The sequence below is a fragment of the Klebsiella michiganensis genome, assembly GCA_000963575.1.
In the GTDB taxonomy this organism is placed as follows: domain Bacteria; phylum Pseudomonadota; class Gammaproteobacteria; order Enterobacterales; family Enterobacteriaceae; genus Cedecea; species Cedecea michiganensis_A.
In genome coordinates, this window is the sequence record CP011077.1 from 5,035,266 (window position 1) to 5,051,371 (window position 16,106).

13 protein-coding genes are annotated in these 16,106 nt (G+C 58.4%); 3 read left to right on the forward strand and 10 right to left on the reverse strand.

Translation table 11 applies throughout. The features are described from left to right. Positions 1-54: 54 nt before the first annotated feature. Positions 55-891, reverse strand: coding sequence for a hypothetical protein (locus tag VW41_23355; GenBank protein ID AJZ91743.1), 837 nt, complete (start codon positions 889-891; stop codon positions 55-57). Positions 892-1,238: 347 nt separating this feature from the next. On the opposite strand from VW41_23355, the gene VW41_23360 reads away from it, so the two are divergent. The 3 genes from VW41_23360 (at position 1,239) to avtA (ending at position 5,607) form a co-directional block, all read left to right on the forward strand. Next, positions 1,239-1,994, forward strand: a complete 756-nt coding sequence (locus tag VW41_23360) for a hypothetical protein (protein ID AJZ91744.1) — start codon at positions 1,239-1,241, stop codon at positions 1,992-1,994. A 118-nt stretch (positions 1,995-2,112) separates the two neighbouring features. Beyond that, on the forward strand, positions 2,113-4,143 hold the full coding sequence (gene malS / locus VW41_23365) for an alpha-amylase (protein ID AJZ92074.1): 2,031 nt from the start codon (positions 2,113-2,115) through the stop codon (positions 4,141-4,143). A gap of 210 nt (positions 4,144-4,353) precedes the next feature. Next, the gene (gene avtA, locus VW41_23370; GenBank protein ID AJZ91745.1) at positions 4,354-5,607 is read left to right on the forward strand and encodes a valine--pyruvate aminotransferase; all 1,254 of its coding nucleotides are present in this window, start codon (positions 4,354-4,356) and stop codon (positions 5,605-5,607) included. A 32-nt stretch (positions 5,608-5,639) separates the two neighbouring features. On the opposite strand, the gene VW41_23375 is transcribed toward avtA, so the two are convergent. The 9 genes from VW41_23375 to hycE form a co-directional block, all read right to left on the reverse strand. Beyond that, complete coding sequence (locus tag VW41_23375) at positions 5,640-6,662, reverse strand: nickel transporter (GenBank protein ID AJZ91746.1); 1,023 nt, start codon at positions 6,660-6,662, stop codon at positions 5,640-5,642. Continuing rightward, a complete protein-coding gene (locus VW41_23380; GenBank protein ID AJZ92075.1) occupies positions 6,640-8,931 on the reverse strand; it encodes a carbamoyl phosphate phosphatase in 2,292 nt (763 codons plus the stop codon). Before VW41_23380 ends, VW41_23375 begins: the two co-directional genes overlap by 23 nt. A 104-nt stretch (positions 8,932-9,035) precedes the next feature. Then, positions 9,036-11,186, reverse strand: coding sequence for a formate dehydrogenase (locus tag VW41_23385; GenBank protein AJZ91747.1), 2,151 nt, complete (start codon positions 11,184-11,186; stop codon positions 9,036-9,038). Positions 11,187-11,223: 37 nt separating this feature from the next. Then, a complete protein-coding gene (locus VW41_23390) occupies positions 11,224-11,769 on the reverse strand; it encodes a formate dehydrogenase (GenBank protein AJZ91748.1) in 546 nt (181 codons plus the stop codon). 271 nt (positions 11,770-12,040) lie between these two features. After that, the gene (gene hycI, locus VW41_23395) at positions 12,041-12,523 is read right to left on the reverse strand and encodes a hydrogenase 3 maturation protease (protein ID AJZ91749.1); all 483 of its coding nucleotides are present in this window, start codon (positions 12,521-12,523) and stop codon (positions 12,041-12,043) included. After that, entirely contained in the window at positions 12,516-12,926 is a 411-nt protein-coding gene (locus tag VW41_23400) for a formate hydrogenlyase maturation protein HycH (GenBank protein AJZ91750.1), read from the reverse strand. Before VW41_23400 ends, hycI begins: the two co-directional genes overlap by 8 nt. After that, a complete protein-coding gene (locus tag VW41_23405; GenBank protein ID AJZ91751.1) occupies positions 12,926-13,690 on the reverse strand; it encodes a formate hydrogenlyase in 765 nt (254 codons plus the stop codon). The genes VW41_23400 and VW41_23405 overlap by 1 nt, the downstream gene beginning before the upstream one ends. Beyond that, positions 13,690-14,232 carry a formate hydrogenlyase complex iron-sulfur subunit gene (locus tag VW41_23410; GenBank protein ID AJZ91752.1) on the reverse strand — a complete coding sequence of 181 codons (543 nt, stop codon included), beginning with the start codon at positions 14,230-14,232 and terminating at the stop codon, positions 13,690-13,692. The genes VW41_23405 and VW41_23410 overlap by 1 nt, the downstream gene beginning before the upstream one ends. Before the next feature lie 155 nt (positions 14,233-14,387). Then, entirely contained in the window at positions 14,388-16,097 is a 1,710-nt protein-coding gene (gene hycE / locus VW41_23415) for a hydrogenase 3 large subunit (protein ID AJZ91753.1), read from the reverse strand. Positions 16,098-16,106: the final 9 nt, after the last annotated feature.

Genomic DNA, 16,106 nt, shown 5'->3' on the forward strand with positions numbered 1-16,106 from the left:
AATAACAATGCCCTCCGAAGAGGGCATTAATATACCTGAACGATCAAACCAGAATTAATTCGGCAGCATGAAACGCTGGTTACTCTGATACATCGCGAAAAGGTAATTATTATAGCTGGAGCCTTTGGTCGAATACCCTTTCAGCTTATGGATCATATTGTTGGCCGTCACTTCCTGATCCGCTTTGCGCAGCTTGGCACGCTCTTTACGGAACGAAGAATAGGCCGGATGGGTATTCAGGTTAGCCACGTAAGCATTCACGCCTTCATTCAAAGAACCGTAATGCAGGTAGCCTTTCACTTTACCCGGCTCGCTGTTGCAATGGCGTTTGGTGCACTTCATGCCAAACAGGTTGTTATTGCTGCGGGCAAGCTTAGAAGTCCCCCAGCCGCTTTCCGCCGCCGCCATCGTCGCTACCATATTGGTAGGAATAATGTCGACTTTCTCCAACAGCGTGTTCCACGGTACGCGATTAGTGTTGCCGCGCCATGCCACCTTATACCGCTGGGTGATCTCTTTCAGGCGTGTACGCTCACTCGGCGACCAACGCTTCTCGTACTGTTTGGAAATCAACCAGTTACGATCGGCAGTTATCGCTGCATTTTGGCGGGTAATATATGGCATGACCGTCCGGAGAAACGCTTTTTTCCTTGGTGTCCCGGAAGGGTATTTTCGCAAATCAGGAAGCGAACCATTTTCACTATTGCGAGAATACTCTTTTTTACTACTTGCCAGTTTACTACTTACCGCTTTTTTACTGCTTACTTTCGTTATATGGGCCTTGCTGTGCGATTTAGGCTCATGTTTACTGGCGAATGCGTGACTTGAAAAGCCCACGGTCAGCAACATGAGTATCGCGGCCCCGAATCGTCGGAATGGGGGTGATATCATTAGCTCTCCTGGTCGGATCGATCGTTTCCAGTGCCTTATTTTTTAAAAGGTTTTAGAAAAATAGAGGCGAATTATATCAAAATTAACCGCTCAGAGCACGTTTAGAAATAGTACTATTCCGAAACGATGTCACCCGGGAACTTCTTATGGTGGTAAAAAGTATTGTAAAATTCGGGGGTTAATCACAGTTCTCGGCACAGGAAAAAAATGCTTTGCTGAGGATGATTCCCGCGTTTAGAGAGTGAGATTATTGGTTATATTTTTACGGTGGCGGCGGCAATAGCCTGGCGGCGGTACGACCGGGGTTAAGGCGCTCAAATAACATTTGATACAGGAAAACTGGCAACATGAGCCTGGTGCAGAACCTGATAAAAAAAGCCTTTGCGACGGCGAATGCCAACGAAGCCGCAAGCTTCCTTGCCAGCGCATGCAACCGCATGAAATCGCATAACAAAGAGCAGATTCAGGCCGAGGTTAGCGCGGCATTGGTCAACGTTAATCTTGTTCGCATCAGTGAAAAACCGCCGCACACCAAAACGGTTTATCAGGACTCGCCGGAAACCCTCCGTCGCCTGAAAGAGGCAGAGTCTCTCTCCACCAGCCTGCTTGCCCAGCTGCGGGAAGCCCAGCAGCGCTCCGCTCAGGGCGACACCGTAGAAACGACCGCCCGTCTGCAAAGATATGAAAAACAGGTCGCAGAGCTCCAGAAAGCGCTGAATATCAGCCAGGAAATGCACCTTAAAGAATCCGCCCTGGTGCGCAGCGTGATGCAGCGGGAAATCGATGAGCTCAAAAGCCTGCTGAACCGCCAGAAAGAGTCCGGATCCGGGTTGCTTGAAACCCATCAGCGGGAAAAGGCCGAACTCCATCAACGCCTGGAAGCCGCAGACGAACTGATAAGAACCCAGCAGGAAGCGCGCTACAAAGCGGAGGCGGAAGTGGCGCTCCTGCATGAAAAACTCGAGAATCTGCGCGCCGATAACCACTACAGCTTTGAGCAGTGTGAAACCCTGAACGCCAGGCTAACCAAAACGATCGATGAGCTGCTCGCCACCCGGAATACATTGAGCGCGCACTTCGGCCACTGGCTGACGAATAAATAAAAACGTTAACGCCGTCACTCACCCCGACGGCTCCACCCTGCAAAACCCACGGGCAGGATGAGCGAATTTCCCCGGGGAAATGACAAACTGCGCAATAAATCCTCACGGGATGATGCGTATGAAACGACTTCCTCTCTGCCTGTTGTTCACGCCCTGCCTCGCATACGCGGGCTGGAACGCGCCGGGGCTTTCTCCTTTTCAGGCTACGAGTCCGGGCCTGTTTATCAGCGCTACGCACCTCGAAAAAGGCTCTCTTCCCCTCAGGCTGACGCTGGATACTCAATGCTGGCAGCCCTCAGAGGCCATCAAACTGAATCAGGTTCTGTCCCTTTCGCCTTGCGCCGGGGACGCCCCGGCGTGGCGGCTTTTCCGCACCGGAGAGTACCAGGCGCAAATCGATACCCGAAGCGGGACGCCAACGCTGATGCTGAGCCTGAAGCCGGAGATAAGCGGCCAGCCTCAGCAAGAGGTGGCGCAGTGCCCGAAATGGGATGGAAAGCCGCTCACCGTTGAGGTCAGCAGTACCTTCCCGGAAGGCTCACTGGTGCGGGATTTCTACAGTGGAAACACGGCCAAGGTTGAGCAAGGCCACATCACCCTGATGCCCGCGGCCGACAGCGGCGGTTTATTGCTGCTGGAGTTCGCCGCCGTGGAGAAGCCAGCCCCGTTTAGCTGGCACAATGCGACGGTCTATTTCGTTCTCACCGACCGATTTGAAAACGGCAACCCGGACAACGATCGCAGCTATGGCCGCCATAAAGACGGCATGCAGGAGATTGGCACTTTCCACGGTGGCGATCTTGCCGGGCTGACCAACAGGCTGGATTACCTGCAGCAGCTTGGCGTTAACGCGCTCTGGATAAGCTCCCCGCTGGCGCAAATTCACGGCTGGGTAGGCGGCGGCACCAAAGGCGACTTCCCCCACTACGCCTACCACGGCTATTACACCCAGGACTGGACCCGCCTGGATGCCAACATGGGCAACGAAGCCGATCTCCGCCGGCTGGTGGATGAAGCCCACAGGCGCGGGATCCGCATTCTGTTTGACGTCGTCATGAATCACACCGGATATGCGACGCTCGCTGACATGCAGGAGTATCAGTTTGGCGCCCTCTATCTCAAAGGTGATGAGCTTAAGAAAACGCTCGGCGAACGGTGGACTGACTGGAAACCAGCGCCCGGCCAAAGCTGGCATAGCTTTAACGATTACATTAACTTCAGCGACAAAGCCGCGTGGGATAAGTGGTGGGGCAAAGCCTGGATCAGAACGGATATCGGCGATTACGACACCCCCGGCTTTGACGACTTAACCATGTCGCTCGCCTTCCTGCCCGATTTGAAAACCGAAGCGACCGCTCCGGCAGAACTCCCGGTGTTTTACCGCCACAAGCCGGACACCGCCGCGAAGACGATACCTGGCTATACGGTTCGCGATTACCTGACCCACTGGCTAAGTCAGTGGGTGCGGGACTATGGCATTGATGGTTTCAGGGTGGATACCGCAAAACACGTTGAAAAAGCGGCCTGGCTGCAGCTAAAAACCCAGTCCAGCGCGGCACTGGCCGAATGGAAGCGGGCCAACCCGGACAAAAAAATCGATGACGCACCGTTCTGGATGACGGGCGAAGCCTGGGGGCACGGCGTGATGAAAAGCGATTATTACACCAGCGGCTTCGACGCGATGATCAACTTCGACTATCAGGAGCAAGCGGCCAAAGCGGTGGATTGCCTGGCCACCATTGCCCCCACCTGGCAGCAAATGTCAGACAAACTTCAGCCATTTAACGTGCTGAGCTATCTCTCCTCCCACGATACCCGCCTGTTCCGGGAAGGCGGGCAAAAAGCGGCGGAGCTGTTGCTGCTCACGCCAGGTGCGGTGCAGATTTTCTACGGGGATGAAACCCAAAGGCCGTTTGGCCCGACGGGCTCTGACCCGCTGCAGGGCACCCGCTCGGATATGAACTGGCAGGATGTCACCGGCAAGCAGGCCGCGACGCTTGCCCACTGGCAGAAGCTGAGCCAGTTCCGCGCCCGCCACCAGGCCATCGGCGCAGGAAAACAAACGACGCTGAGCGTAAAACAGGGCTATGCGTTTAGCCGGGTCAGTGGTGATGACAGGGTGATGGTGGTGTGGGCGGGGAATCCGTAGGCGTTAACCCCCTCACCCCGGCCCTCTCCCCAGAGGGGCGAGGGGGAAAATAAGTAACGGAGAACATTGTTTATTCCCCAACACATCCTGCTACACAGCACAAATCACACAGCATATTCGCCAACAGTGGCTATGCTTACCGGGTTTGCACGGCGTTATTTGTAGCGCTATGGTTAGCCTCTTTTCAAAAGTATTCAGCAGACCCACGTTATGACGTTTTCACTTTTCGGCGACAAATTCACCCGCCATGCAGGCATTACCCGCCTGATGGAGGATCTCAACGACGGCCTGCGCACACCAGGCGCCATCATGCTTGGCGGCGGCAACCCTGCGCAAATTCCGGCGATGAACGACTACTTCCAGCAGCTGCTTTCCGAGATGCTGGCCAGCGGTAAACTGACCGACACGCTATGCAACTACGACGGTCCGCAGGGGAAAAGTGAACTGCTAAAATTGCTTGCCGGCATGCTGCGCGATGAACTGGGTTGGGACATCGAACCACAGAATATTGCACTAACAAACGGCAGTCAGAGCGCGTTTTTCTACTTGTTTAACCTTTTTGCCGGACGTCATGCGGATGGCCGCACCAAAAAGGTGCTTTTCCCGCTGGCGCCGGAGTACATCGGCTACGCGGATGCCGGGCTTGAAGAGGAGCTGTTTGTCTCCACTCGCCCGAACATCGAACTGCTGCCGGAAGGCCAGTTTAAGTACCACGTTGACTTCGAACACCTGCATATCGGCGAAGATACCGGCATGATCTGCGTATCACGCCCGACTAACCCGACCGGCAACGTGATCACCGACGAAGAGTTGATGAAGCTGGATGCGCTGGCAAACCAGCACGGTATTCCGTTGGTTATCGATAACGCCTACGGCGTGCCGTTCCCAGGCATTATCTTTAGCGAAGCCCGCCCGCTGTGGAACCCGAACATCATCCTGTGCATGAGCCTGTCCAAGCTCGGCCTGCCGGGCAGCCGCTGCGGGATCATTATCGCGAACGAGAAAATCATCTCTGCCATCAGCAATATGAACGGCATCATCAGCCTGGCTCCGGGCGGTATTGGCCCGGCCATGGCCTGCGAAATGATTAAGCGTAACGATCTGCTGCGCCTGTCGGAAACGGTTATCAAGCCGTTCTACTACCAGCGCGTGCATGAGACTATCGCCGTGATTCGCCGCTACCTGTCGCCGGAACGCTGCCTGATCCACAAGCCGGAGGGCGCTATCTTCCTGTGGCTGTGGTTTAAAGACCTGCCGATCACCACCGAACTGCTGTATCAGCGCCTGAAAAAGCGCGGCGTGCTGATGGTGCCGGGAGATTACTTCTTCCCGGGACTGGATAAACCCTGGCCGCACACGCACCAGTGCATGCGCATGAACTATGTCCCGGAACCGGAAAAGATTGAGGCGGGGGTGAAAATCCTGGCCGAAGAGATTGAGCGAGCCTGGGCGGAAGCCGAGTAACAATATAAAACGGGGCTCAAGGCCCCGTTTTCTTATCTCACCGCTAAAGCGTCATAGCCTTTCCAGCGGTAGTTCACCATCGAAATTCCCCAGCAGGCGATAAACAGCCCGACGACGACAAATCCGGCGTTGCCGAGATTATCGTTGAGCGCCCCAACCCACTGCCAGATACCGCCCTCAAGCTGGAATTTATCAGCCAGCAGCCCCAGCGCTTCAAGCCCGCCAATAAACAGCGCCACCACCACAGAGGTGCCGGTAATCGTCATGTTGTAGTAGAGCTTGCGCTGCGGTTTGTTAAACGCCCAGCCGTAAGCACCCACCATAATCACATTGTCGAGGGTGTCTACCAGCGCCATACCGCTGGCAAACAGCGCCGGGAACACCAGAATCGACCAGATGGACATGCCGCTGGAGGCGCTGGCGGCAGAAATACCCAGCACGCCAATCTCGGTGGCGGTATCAAAGCCCAGGCCGAACAGGAAACCAACCAGGTACATATGCCAGCTTTTGCCGATCAGGCGAAAAACAGCGTTAAACAGCCAGCTCATCATGCCGCCGCCGGTCATTTCCGTGGCGTCCGCTGCCAGCGGTTCACCACGTTTTAGCTGGCGGAAATTGCGCCATACGCCACGCAGAATCACCAGGTTGATCAGCGCCATCGCCAACAGGAAACAGGCAGACACGGCGGTGCCTATCACGCCGCCAACGTCGTGAAACCAGTTCATTTTTTGCTGGAAGGCCGCCGCCGTCGCCGCAATGGCGACAGAAGCCAGAATCACAATGCTTGAGTGACCCAGCGAGAACCAGGCCCCGACGCCAAACGGGCGTTTCCCCTGCTGCATCATTTTGCGCGTCACGTTATCAATCGCGGCAATATGGTCGGCATCCACCGCGTGACGCAGACCGTAGCACCAGGCCAGCAGGCTTGCCGCCATCAGCGCAGAGCTGTGATTAAACGCCGCCAGCGCCCAGGCCCATGCGGCAAAGTTAGCCGCCACTAAAACCGCCAGCAGCAGGCCGGCGCGTGGGTTGTCACGAAGTACACGCATTAACATCTTTTTTATCCTTGTGGTGATTCAAATAGCGGGCAGCGGCAACCACTGCCTGCCCCAGGGAAAGCGCCCCGTCACCGGCCGGAAGCCGCGTCGGGAAGAGAGTTTTAAAATCGGAGAGGTAGAACGCCAGGCGCTCTCGCAGCAGGCGGTTGTGCAGCACGCCGCCGCAGCAGACCACGGTGGTCACGCCGGTGAGCAAGGCGTGATGGCGAACCAGTGCCGCCAGGCCTTTCGCCAGCGCATCATGAAACGCCCAGGCCCGCGATCCGACCTCGCCCTGCCAGCCAAGCCATTGCCGCCAGAAGGCCGCCAGGCAGAGATGACCGTTCACCAACGGCAGCGTGACAGGATGCGAGCAGGGGCCTGCGTCCAGGGCTAATGCTTCAAGGCGGCAGGCGGCTTCACCTTCATAGCTTTGCTGGTACGGCGCGCACTTGAGCGCGGCGGCAACCGCATCAAACAGTCGCCCGCAGGAGGAGGCCAAAGGAGCATTAACCCCACGCGCCACCGCTTTTGCCAGCGGACGCCACGTCTGGGCCCGCACAACTTCCGTTTCGGGATAACGCTGCCAGCCGGGTACAAACGCCTCGCACTGCGCCAGCAGGTTACGCCAGGGCTGCACGGCCGCCAGATCGCCACCCGGCAACGCCACGGCGGGCAGCCCGCCAAGATGGACACATCGCCGATAGTTCACCAGCAGGCATTCCCCGCCCCAAAGTTTGCCGGTCTCGCCGTAGCCAATGCCATCCAGCGCAAGGGCAATCACGTTCCCGCCGTTTAACGGCCAGCCGTGTTCGGCCAGGCAGGCCGCCGCGTGGGCGTGGTGATGCAGCACTTCGATGACCGGCCGCGCCATTTCATGCCCTGCCTGCGCGCTGCGGTAGCAAGGATGAGCGTCGAGCGCGACATACTCCGCGGCAAAGCCGTAGATGTGGCTCATCAGCGCCAGCGAGCTTTGCCATTGGGCCTCTACCCCTTCCTGAGCCAGATCGCCAAAATGCTGACTGAGCACCGCCTGCCCGCCGCGAACCAGGCAGAAGGTATTTTTCAGATCGCCCCCCAGGGCCAGAATCGGCGGCAGGTCTTTAAAGCCCGCAGGCAAAGGCAGCGCATCCGGCACAAAACCCCGCGCACGGCGCAGCATCTCGCCGCTGGCCCGCATAACCGAGTCGTCCATCCGCTGGAGAATGTCGCGGTTATGCAGCAGGAAACCGTCGGCAATACCTTCCAAATCCTGAAGCGCCTGAGCGTTGTCAATGGCCGGTGGTCTGCCGTTGAGATTCCCGGAGGTCATCACCAACGGGCCGCCGAAGTCCTGAACCAGCAGGTGCTGGAGCGGGTTAGCGGGCAGCATCACGCCGGTTTCGTTTCTCCCCGGCGCTACGGCAGCGCTCACCCCCGGTAGGCAATCACTTGCCACCAGCACCACCGGTGCGGCAGGCGTTGCAAGCAGCGCTCTGGCCTCATCAGGCAGCCCTTCGGGCGTGGCAATCATCACCGCCAGCGGTTTGGCCGGCCGCTGCTTACGCGCCCGGAGGCGTTCCACGGCGGCATCGTGACGGGCATCCACGGCAAGGTGAAAACCACCGAGGCCTTTCACCGCGACGATTTTACCTTCGCGCAGCGCGGCAACGGCCTGTGCCAGCGCCAGCTCGCCGTCCAGCCGTCGCTCTCCCTGCTGCCAGATAATTTGCGGCCCGCAGTCCGGGCAGGCTACCGGCTGGGCGTGAAAACGCCTGTCCATCGGGTGGCGATATTCTTCATCGCAAGCCTTACAGAGCGGAAACGCCGCCATCACCGTGGACGGGCGGTCATACGGCATCGCCCGGATGATGGTGAAGCGCGGCCCACAGTGGGTGCAGTTGATAAACGGGTAGCGGTAGCGACGGTCCGCGGGACAGTTAAGCTCGCGCAGGCATTCCGGGCAGGTGGCGGCATCCGGCACGATTTGGGTGTCCATCGCGCCGCTGCCGCTGTGACGAATGCTAAAGTCCTGGGGTAAAACGTCCCAGGTCATGGGCTGCTGCGCCACGCTGTCGATCCGCGCCAGGGGCGGGCAATGCTGGTCCAGCTCGCTCAGAAACGCTTCCGGGCTGGCCGCCAGGCGAACCACAACGCCTTCACCATCGTTGCAGACATCGCCCACCAGTTTCAGCCGCTGAGCGAGTTGCCAGACAAAGGGGCGGAAGCCGACGCCCTGCACTTTGCCGCGAATGCGGAGTTCGGTGCCCCTCACCCTAGCCCTCTCCTCTGAGGGGATAGGGGACAGATCGCGTTTCGGCCCGGCATCCTTCTCTTCAGAGCGAAGATGGACCCCAGACTTAGAGCTTCCCCCTCTCCCTTCCAGGGAGAGGGCCGGGGTGAGGGTAAAAATCACGCTTCCACCGCCTCGCGCAGCCGCGCTTTCATGCTGTTATAGGTGGTTTGCGCGTAGTTCTCCGCCCACGTCTGATCTTCAATCGCGTTAACCTTCACCGCGCAATATTTGGTTTCCGGCGTTTTGGAGACAGGGTCTAGATTGTCCTGCGTCAGCTCGTTACAGGCGCCAATCCACCATTGATAGGTCATGTAGACGGAGCCTTTATTGATACGCTCGTTCACGTCGGCGCGGCTGATAACCTTGCCGCGACGCGAACTTACCCAGACCAGTTGCCGGTCCTTAATACCTAACGCATCCGCATCCAGCGGGTTGATTTGCACAAAGCCGGGTTCATCGGCGAGGGTTTGCAGCGCCGCGCAGTTGCCGGTCATCGAGCGGCAGGAGTAGTGCCCGACTTCGCGGACGGTGCAAAGCACCAGCGGGTAGGCGTCGTCAGGCACTTCGGCTGGCGCACGCCAGGCGGCGGCAAACAGCTGGCCTTTGCCACTCGGCGTATCGAACTTGCTCTCTTTGTAGAGGTACGGCGTACCGGGATGATCCAGCGTCGGGCAAGGCCACTGTACGTGCCCCATATCGCCCATTTTTTCGTAGGTTACGCCGTAAAACAGCGGGCACAACTCGCGCAGCTCATCCCAGATTTGCTGGTTGTTTTCATAGTGCATCGGGTAGCCCATCGCCGTGGCAATCAGGCTGATGATTTCCCAGTCACGCTTCACGTTGTACTTCGGCTCGATGGCTTTCTCAAAACGCTGGAAGCCCCGGTCGGCACAGGTGAAGACGCCGCCGTGCTCGCCCCAGGATGTTGCGGGGAGTAGTACATCCGCCACCTCAGCGGTTTTGGTCATGAAGATGTCCTGCACTACCACAAAGTCGAGTGCCTCAAACCCTTTGCGCACCAGGCCCAGATCCGCTTCCGTCTGGAGCGGGTCTTCGCCCATGATGTAGTAGGCTTTGACCTTGCCCTCTATCGCCAGGTGCGGTACCTCGGTAATACGTACGCCAACCTTGTCATCCATCACCGCCGGATCGATGCCCCAGGCTCGGGCAAACTTCGCGCGCACCTCAGGATCAACCACATCCTGGTAGCCGGGGAACTGGTTAGGCAGTACGCCCATATCGCAGGCACCCTGCACATTGTTCTGTCCGCGAACCGGGCCAACGCCGACGTTTTCACGGCCCAGGTTACCGGTGAGCAGCGCCAGGCTGGACAGCCCTTTGACCACGTCTACGGCCTGACCAAACTGAGTTACGCCCATGCCCCACATGATGGTGGCGGATGGGGCGGCGGCAAATGTACGCATCGCCTGGCGAACCTGCTGCGCGGGCACCCCCGTCAGGTGCTCAACGTCCTCTGGCGCATAGCCCTTCACGGTTTCACGGTAGGCATCCAGCCCTTCGGCATATTTGGCGACGTACTCTTTGTCGTACAGGTGCTCTTCCAGCAGCACGTAGCCAAAGGCGTTCACCAGCGCCATGTTGCAGCCGTTTTTGATTTGCAGATGCTGGTCGGCAATGCGGGCGGTTTCAATACGGCGCGGGTCGCAGACGATGATTTTCGCGCCGTTACTTTTGGCCTTAATCACCCGGCGAGCCACGATAGGGTGCGAATCGGCGCAGTTGTAGCCCACCACCAGCAGGCATTTGGAGTTTTCGATATCGCCGATGGAGTTGCTCATCGCCCCGTTACCCAGCGTCGCCTGCAGCCCGGCAACGCTTGGGCCGTGGCAAACGCGGGCGCAGCAGTCGACGTTGTTGGTGTTCAGCACCGCGCGGGCAAATTTCTGCATCACAAAGTTGGTTTCATTCCCGGTTCCGCGCGAAGAGCCGGTGGTCATAATGGCGCGGGGGCCGAACTGCTCTTTAATCGCCTTCAGGCGTGCCGCAGTGTAGCTAATGGCCTCCGCCCAACTGACCGGCTGCAGCTTGCCGCCCTTCTCATAGCGGATCATCGGCTGTGTCAGGCGAGGGGTCAGCAGTTTGGTGTCGTTAAGAAAGTCCCAGCCGTAGTAGCCTTTCAGGCACAGTTCGTTCTGGTTGGTCACGCCCCCGGCCGCTTCGGCACGAATAATTTTATTGTTCTCAACGACCAGTTTCAGTTTGCAGCCGGCCCCGCAATAAGGGCAGACGCTGGTAATTTTTTTCATCAGTAACAGACCTGTTAAAAGTTGAAATGCAAAGGGATTAGAAAGTCAGCGCCGCAGGGGCATCCAACGCCGCACGGCGACGTTTTTCCGCGCTCATTTGTTCCAGCCGGTTACGGTCCACGCACAGGATGGCGTTGGTCGGGCAGGCTTCCAGGCAGGCCGGGCCAGCCTCGCGGTGATAGCAAAGGTCGCATTTGTTGGCCTCGGCTTTTTCCGCCATCACGTTCAGCCCGGCACCGCTATTGCGGATCACCGGCCGGACGACGACTTCCATCGCGCCGTAAGGACAGGCGACGACGCAGGTTTTGCAGCCAATGCAGCGCTCCTGCATGACGTGAACAAAGCCCTGGTCCCGACTGATTGCGCCGTTAGGGCAGACGTTCGCGCAGGGCGCGTCCTCGCACTGGCGGCACATGGTAGCGGTGGAGACATTCACGCCTTTGATGACGTGTATGCGCGGCAAGAAGGTCTGTGGGGTCAGCGCCGAGCAGTCCTGATTCTCCTGGTGGGAGACCACGCAGGCCACCTCACAAGTGCGGCAGCCGATGCATTTTCCCGAATCGGCAATGATGAAGCGGTTCATCATAAACTCCTGCAATAAGTGTGTTATTGCGAGGGGTTATTCATAAAGCGTGCCAGGTTTGCAGGCCGCGTGGTTAGCGGGTTTGGCGAGAGGTCAGAGGGATATTCGACACTTTTGACGATGTCATTTTGGTAACCGTAGTCATTAATGACCCTCCCCCCCGGCCCTCTCCCTGGAAGGGAGAGGGGGAAAAGAATCAGGCCCTTTCTGCCATGTAAGTAGGGACAAGATAAGGAAAGGCCATCGACCTCTGGAAGAGAGGGGGAAAAGACTAGACGGGCATTTCGCTCTCTGGAGTAGTGAGTGGCTCATATCCACCAAAGCCAGACCACGTCGCCAGGCGCTGATAAACCTGCTCCACCGCCGCTTTCACTGCCTCCGTCATCGGATAGTAAAAGCCGACGATATCCGGCTGAATGCCAAGGAACACCACTTCCCCGACGTCCTCTTGAAGCTGATCGACCAGATAATTAAGCGGCATATTGTGGGTGGTCATCATAAACATCTCGGCAATGTCATCCGGGTCGATAACACGAATCTCGCCGGGGTTGAGCAGCATGTCGGTGGCATCCACAATCAGCAGCAGCTCCGGGCGCAGTTCGCGGATGGCAACCACGTCGTTTTCCGGCGCGCTGCCGCCGTCGATAACCACCCAGTCCCCCTGCGGGGAAACCTGGCACTTCTCGGCCAGCAGCGGGCCTGCCCCGTCGTCACCCATCATGCTGTTGCCTACGCAAAGTAGCACCTTAGTCATAGCGTCTCCTTACCATCAGGTAGATGGCGGGTTCTTGTTGAATGGCCTGCAGCATGTCGAGCAGCGCCTGGCTCCAGGCCTGCTGTGCCGGGGTCTGCGTCGGCTTAGCCGCATCCAGCGCTCGCGCCAGCATCACCACATGATTCTGGTCGATAACGATTTCGCCGTAGCGCGGCACGCCGTTCATTTTGCGCCACGCCTCGCCGTCAGCCTCCAGCGTGGCAATCCACGCCTGATAGGCTTCCAGCGGGCAAACAAGGCTCTCTTTCAGGCAGTCGATCACCCCCAAATGGTGGCCGATTGCCAGACTGTAGTAAACCACCTGCCGGGCATCAGCCGGGGTGTTGTCGTTCTCGTCGACAAACTTGCGGCTGAGCTGACAGAACACCACCGACTCGCTCATTACACACGCTCCTGATGAACCAGATGCTCAAGGTTGGTAACGATTTCCGTCAGGCGCGGGTCGTTTTCCGCGCTCAGCCACTGCTGAACGGCATCGCCCCCGGCCGTCAGGTTAGTCATGTACCTGTCGGCGATCTGGCGCCCATAGCGGTAACCCGCCAGACGGCGAGCGGCGCGATCGATGCGCACGCGCAGCGGCTGAACCATATCCGGATGGAGGATTTTTGCCGGCTCGACGTCCAGCTCGCTTGCCGGACGAGCGTGGATCTTTTGCTCCAGCAGGCCAAGCGCCATGGCAAAACCGTACAGCGTGGCGGCAGGGGTTGGCGGGCAGCCGGGGATGTACACATCGACCGGCACGATTTTGTCGGTGCCACCCCAGACGCAGTAAAGGTCGTGGAAGATCCCGCCGCTGTTGCCGCAGGCGCCGTAGGAGATACAAATTTTAGGATCGGGCGCCGACTCCCAGGCACGCAGCGCCGGAGAGCGCATCGCACGAGTCACCGCCCCGGTAAACAGCAAAATATCGGCATGTCGCGGGGAAGGCACCACTTTGATACCAAACCGTTCTGCGTCGAAAAGCGGCGAAAGCGTGGCAAAAATCTCGATTTCGCAGCCATTGCAGCCGCCGCAGTCCACGCGATAAACGTAGGCGGAACGTTTGATATTTTTCAGCAGCGACGCCTTCATGCTGGCGATAGATTCGTCCACCGTCATCGGCACCGGAATGCCGTTGTGGTCGCGTGGCCCCAGTAGGTTACTCATTAGCTGGCCTCTCTCATCTGACGGCTAAAGTCGATCCGGTCGGACGACACCAGACTTTGCTGGCGCTTGCAGTCCGGGCAGGTTTCAAATGCTCCACGGCGGCTTTCCGCGCGGGAATCGCCGTTGTGCTCAAGCAGCGCAATGGCATAGTCGATCTCTTTTTGCACGGCGAAAGGGCGGCCACATTCGCGGCAGTTGCAGAGCGGGAAGCTGGCCTGCTGCAGGAAGTCTGCTTTATTCCACACCGCCAGCTCGTACTGCTGTGAAAGTTTGATGGCGGCCGTGGGGCAAACTTCTTCGCAGCGCCCGCAGAAGATGCAGCGCCCGAGGTTAAAGCTCCACTGCAATTGGCCGGCGGCAAGGTCGGTCTCAACGCTCAGGGCATTGGACGGGCAGGCGTTCACGCAGGCAGCACAGCCGATGCATTGCTGTGGGTTGTGCTCGGGTTTGCCGCGAAAGTTCGGATCTACGGCAATGGGCTGGAGCGGGTAAGACTCGGTTGCCACGCCGCCCTTGATGGCTTTTTTGATGAAGTTAAACATGCGTTTTCCTTGTTTGCCTGGCGTGAATGATTGACCCTCACCCCGGCCCTCTCCCTGAAAGGGAGAGGGAGAAAATCTAGCTCGATCCAGTTCCCTCTCCCCTTTGGGGAGAGGGTTAGGGTGAGGGGCTGCTCATCACATACCAGGCATCAAAATCATTTCAGCGGCGAATTCGTGCGCTCAATGCTGTAGCGCTCCAGCTCTTTGTACGGCACCACCTGGCTTTTTTTCTTGCGCACGTCCACCACCGTCATGCGGTCGGTGCAGGAGTAGCAAGGATCAAGGCTGCCGATAATCAGCGGGGCGTCCGACACCGTGTTGCCGCGCAGCATGTAGCGCAGGGTTGGCCAGTTGGCATACGTCGCCGCGCGACAGCGCCAGCGGTATAGCTTCTGGTTGTCGCCGGTCATGCTCCAGTGAATATCGTCCCCGCGCGGCGCTTCCGAGAAGCCAAGGGCAAAGCGGTTTGGAATGTAGGTAAAACCTTCCACGGCGAGCGGGCCGCCCGGCAGGTTATCCAGACCGAAATCAATCATGTTCAGCGCGGTGAAGACTTCGTTGATGCGTACTTTCAGGCGAGAAAGCACGTCACAGCCGTCCAGGCTATGCACTTCCATCGGCAGCAGCCCGTAGCCCACAAACGGGTGATCGGCGCGGGTATCGCGGGCATGGCCGCTGGCGCGCACCATTGGGCCGACGTTGCTGAAGTCGCGGGCGATTTGCGGGTCGAGGCGACCAATGCCGACGGTGCGCTGCTCGATGTTTGGCGTGCTTAGCAGAATATCCACCAGGTCTTTCACTTCCCGGCGCATCTGTTGGGCAAGCTGGCGGGTCTGGATCATGTCGTCTTTCAGCAGATCGCGGCGGATGCCGCCGATCAGGTTCAGGCCGTAGGTTTTACGCGCCCCGGTCAGGATCTCCGCCATCTTCATCGACATTTCACGCACCCGGAAGAACTGCATAAAGCCGGAATCAAAGCCCACAAAGTGGCAGGCCAGGCCGAGGTTCAGCAGGTGGCTGTGCAGGCGCTCAACCTCCAGCAGGATGGCGCGGATCATCTGCGCGCGCTCCGGCACCACAATTCCCATCGCATTTTCCACCGAGGTGGTATAGGCGGTGCTGTGGGCAAAGCCGCAGATGCCACACACGCGGTCGGAGAGGAAAGTCACTTCGTTGTAACCCATGCGGGTTTCCGCCAGTTTCTCCATCCCGCGGTGGACGTAGAACAGGCGATAATCGGCGTCGATAATGTTTTCGCCATCCACGAACAGGCGGAAGTGGCCCGGTTCGTCAGAGGTGACATGCAGCGGGCCAATCGGCACCACGTTGTTCTTTTTCGTCCCCAGTTCGTTAATGAACTCGTAGGTCTCTTTGTCAGTGGTCGGCGCGGGTCGCTGGCGGTAATCCATGCTGTCTTTACGCAGCGGATAAAGATCGTCCGGCCAGTCATCCGGCAGCACCAGACGGCGCTCATCGGGCAGGCCAACCGGCTGCAGACCATACATATCGCGAACTTCACGCTCACCCCAGACGGCGGCAGGCACTCGAGGCGTGACCGACGGGAACTCCGGTTTGTCGGCATCCACTTCCACACGCACGGTGATCCAGCACTTCACGCCGCTCTCCATCGACAGGACGTAATACACCGCGTAGCTGCCGCACAGCTGGCGTTCATCGTTCCCAAACAGCACCGACAGCCAGCCGCCCTGCTGGTAGTAAAGCCACTCCACCACTTCCGGCAGCATGTTGAGCTTCACGGTGACGGTGATTTGGTCTTTGGTCTGCCAGGCTTCGTCGATCACCGCATTCGGGAATTGCTGATGCAGCGCGGCGAGATAGTGTTGACCAATTTTTTCTTCAGACATCGATAGGTT

Coding starts and splice junctions, on each gene's coding strand:
- VW41_23355 (AJZ91743.1), bottom strand. CDS start 891: ATGATATCACCCCCATTCCGACGATTCGGGGCCGCGATACTCATGTTG.
- VW41_23360 (AJZ91744.1), top strand. CDS start 1,239: ATGAGCCTGGTGCAGAACCTGATAAAAAAAGCCTTTGCGACGGCGAAT.
- malS (AJZ92074.1), top strand. CDS start 2,113: ATGAAACGACTTCCTCTCTGCCTGTTGTTCACGCCCTGCCTCGCATAC.
- avtA (AJZ91745.1), top strand. CDS start 4,354: ATGACGTTTTCACTTTTCGGCGACAAATTCACCCGCCATGCAGGCATT.
- VW41_23375 (AJZ91746.1), bottom strand. CDS start 6,662: ATGTTAATGCGTGTACTTCGTGACAACCCACGCGCCGGCCTGCTGCTG.
- VW41_23385 (AJZ91747.1), bottom strand. CDS start 11,186: ATGAAAAAAATTACCAGCGTCTGCCCTTATTGCGGGGCCGGCTGCAAA.
- VW41_23390 (AJZ91748.1), bottom strand. CDS start 11,769: ATGAACCGCTTCATCATTGCCGATTCGGGAAAATGCATCGGCTGCCGC.
- hycI (AJZ91749.1), bottom strand. CDS start 12,523: ATGACTAAGGTGCTACTTTGCGTAGGCAACAGCATGATGGGTGACGAC.
- VW41_23400 (AJZ91750.1), bottom strand. CDS start 12,926: ATGAGCGAGTCGGTGGTGTTCTGTCAGCTCAGCCGCAAGTTTGTCGAC.
- VW41_23405 (AJZ91751.1), bottom strand. CDS start 13,690: ATGAGTAACCTACTGGGGCCACGCGACCACAACGGCATTCCGGTGCCG.
- VW41_23410 (AJZ91752.1), bottom strand. CDS start 14,232: ATGTTTAACTTCATCAAAAAAGCCATCAAGGGCGGCGTGGCAACCGAG.
- hycE (AJZ91753.1), bottom strand. CDS start 16,097: ATGTCTGAAGAAAAAATTGGTCAACACTATCTCGCCGCGCTGCATCAG.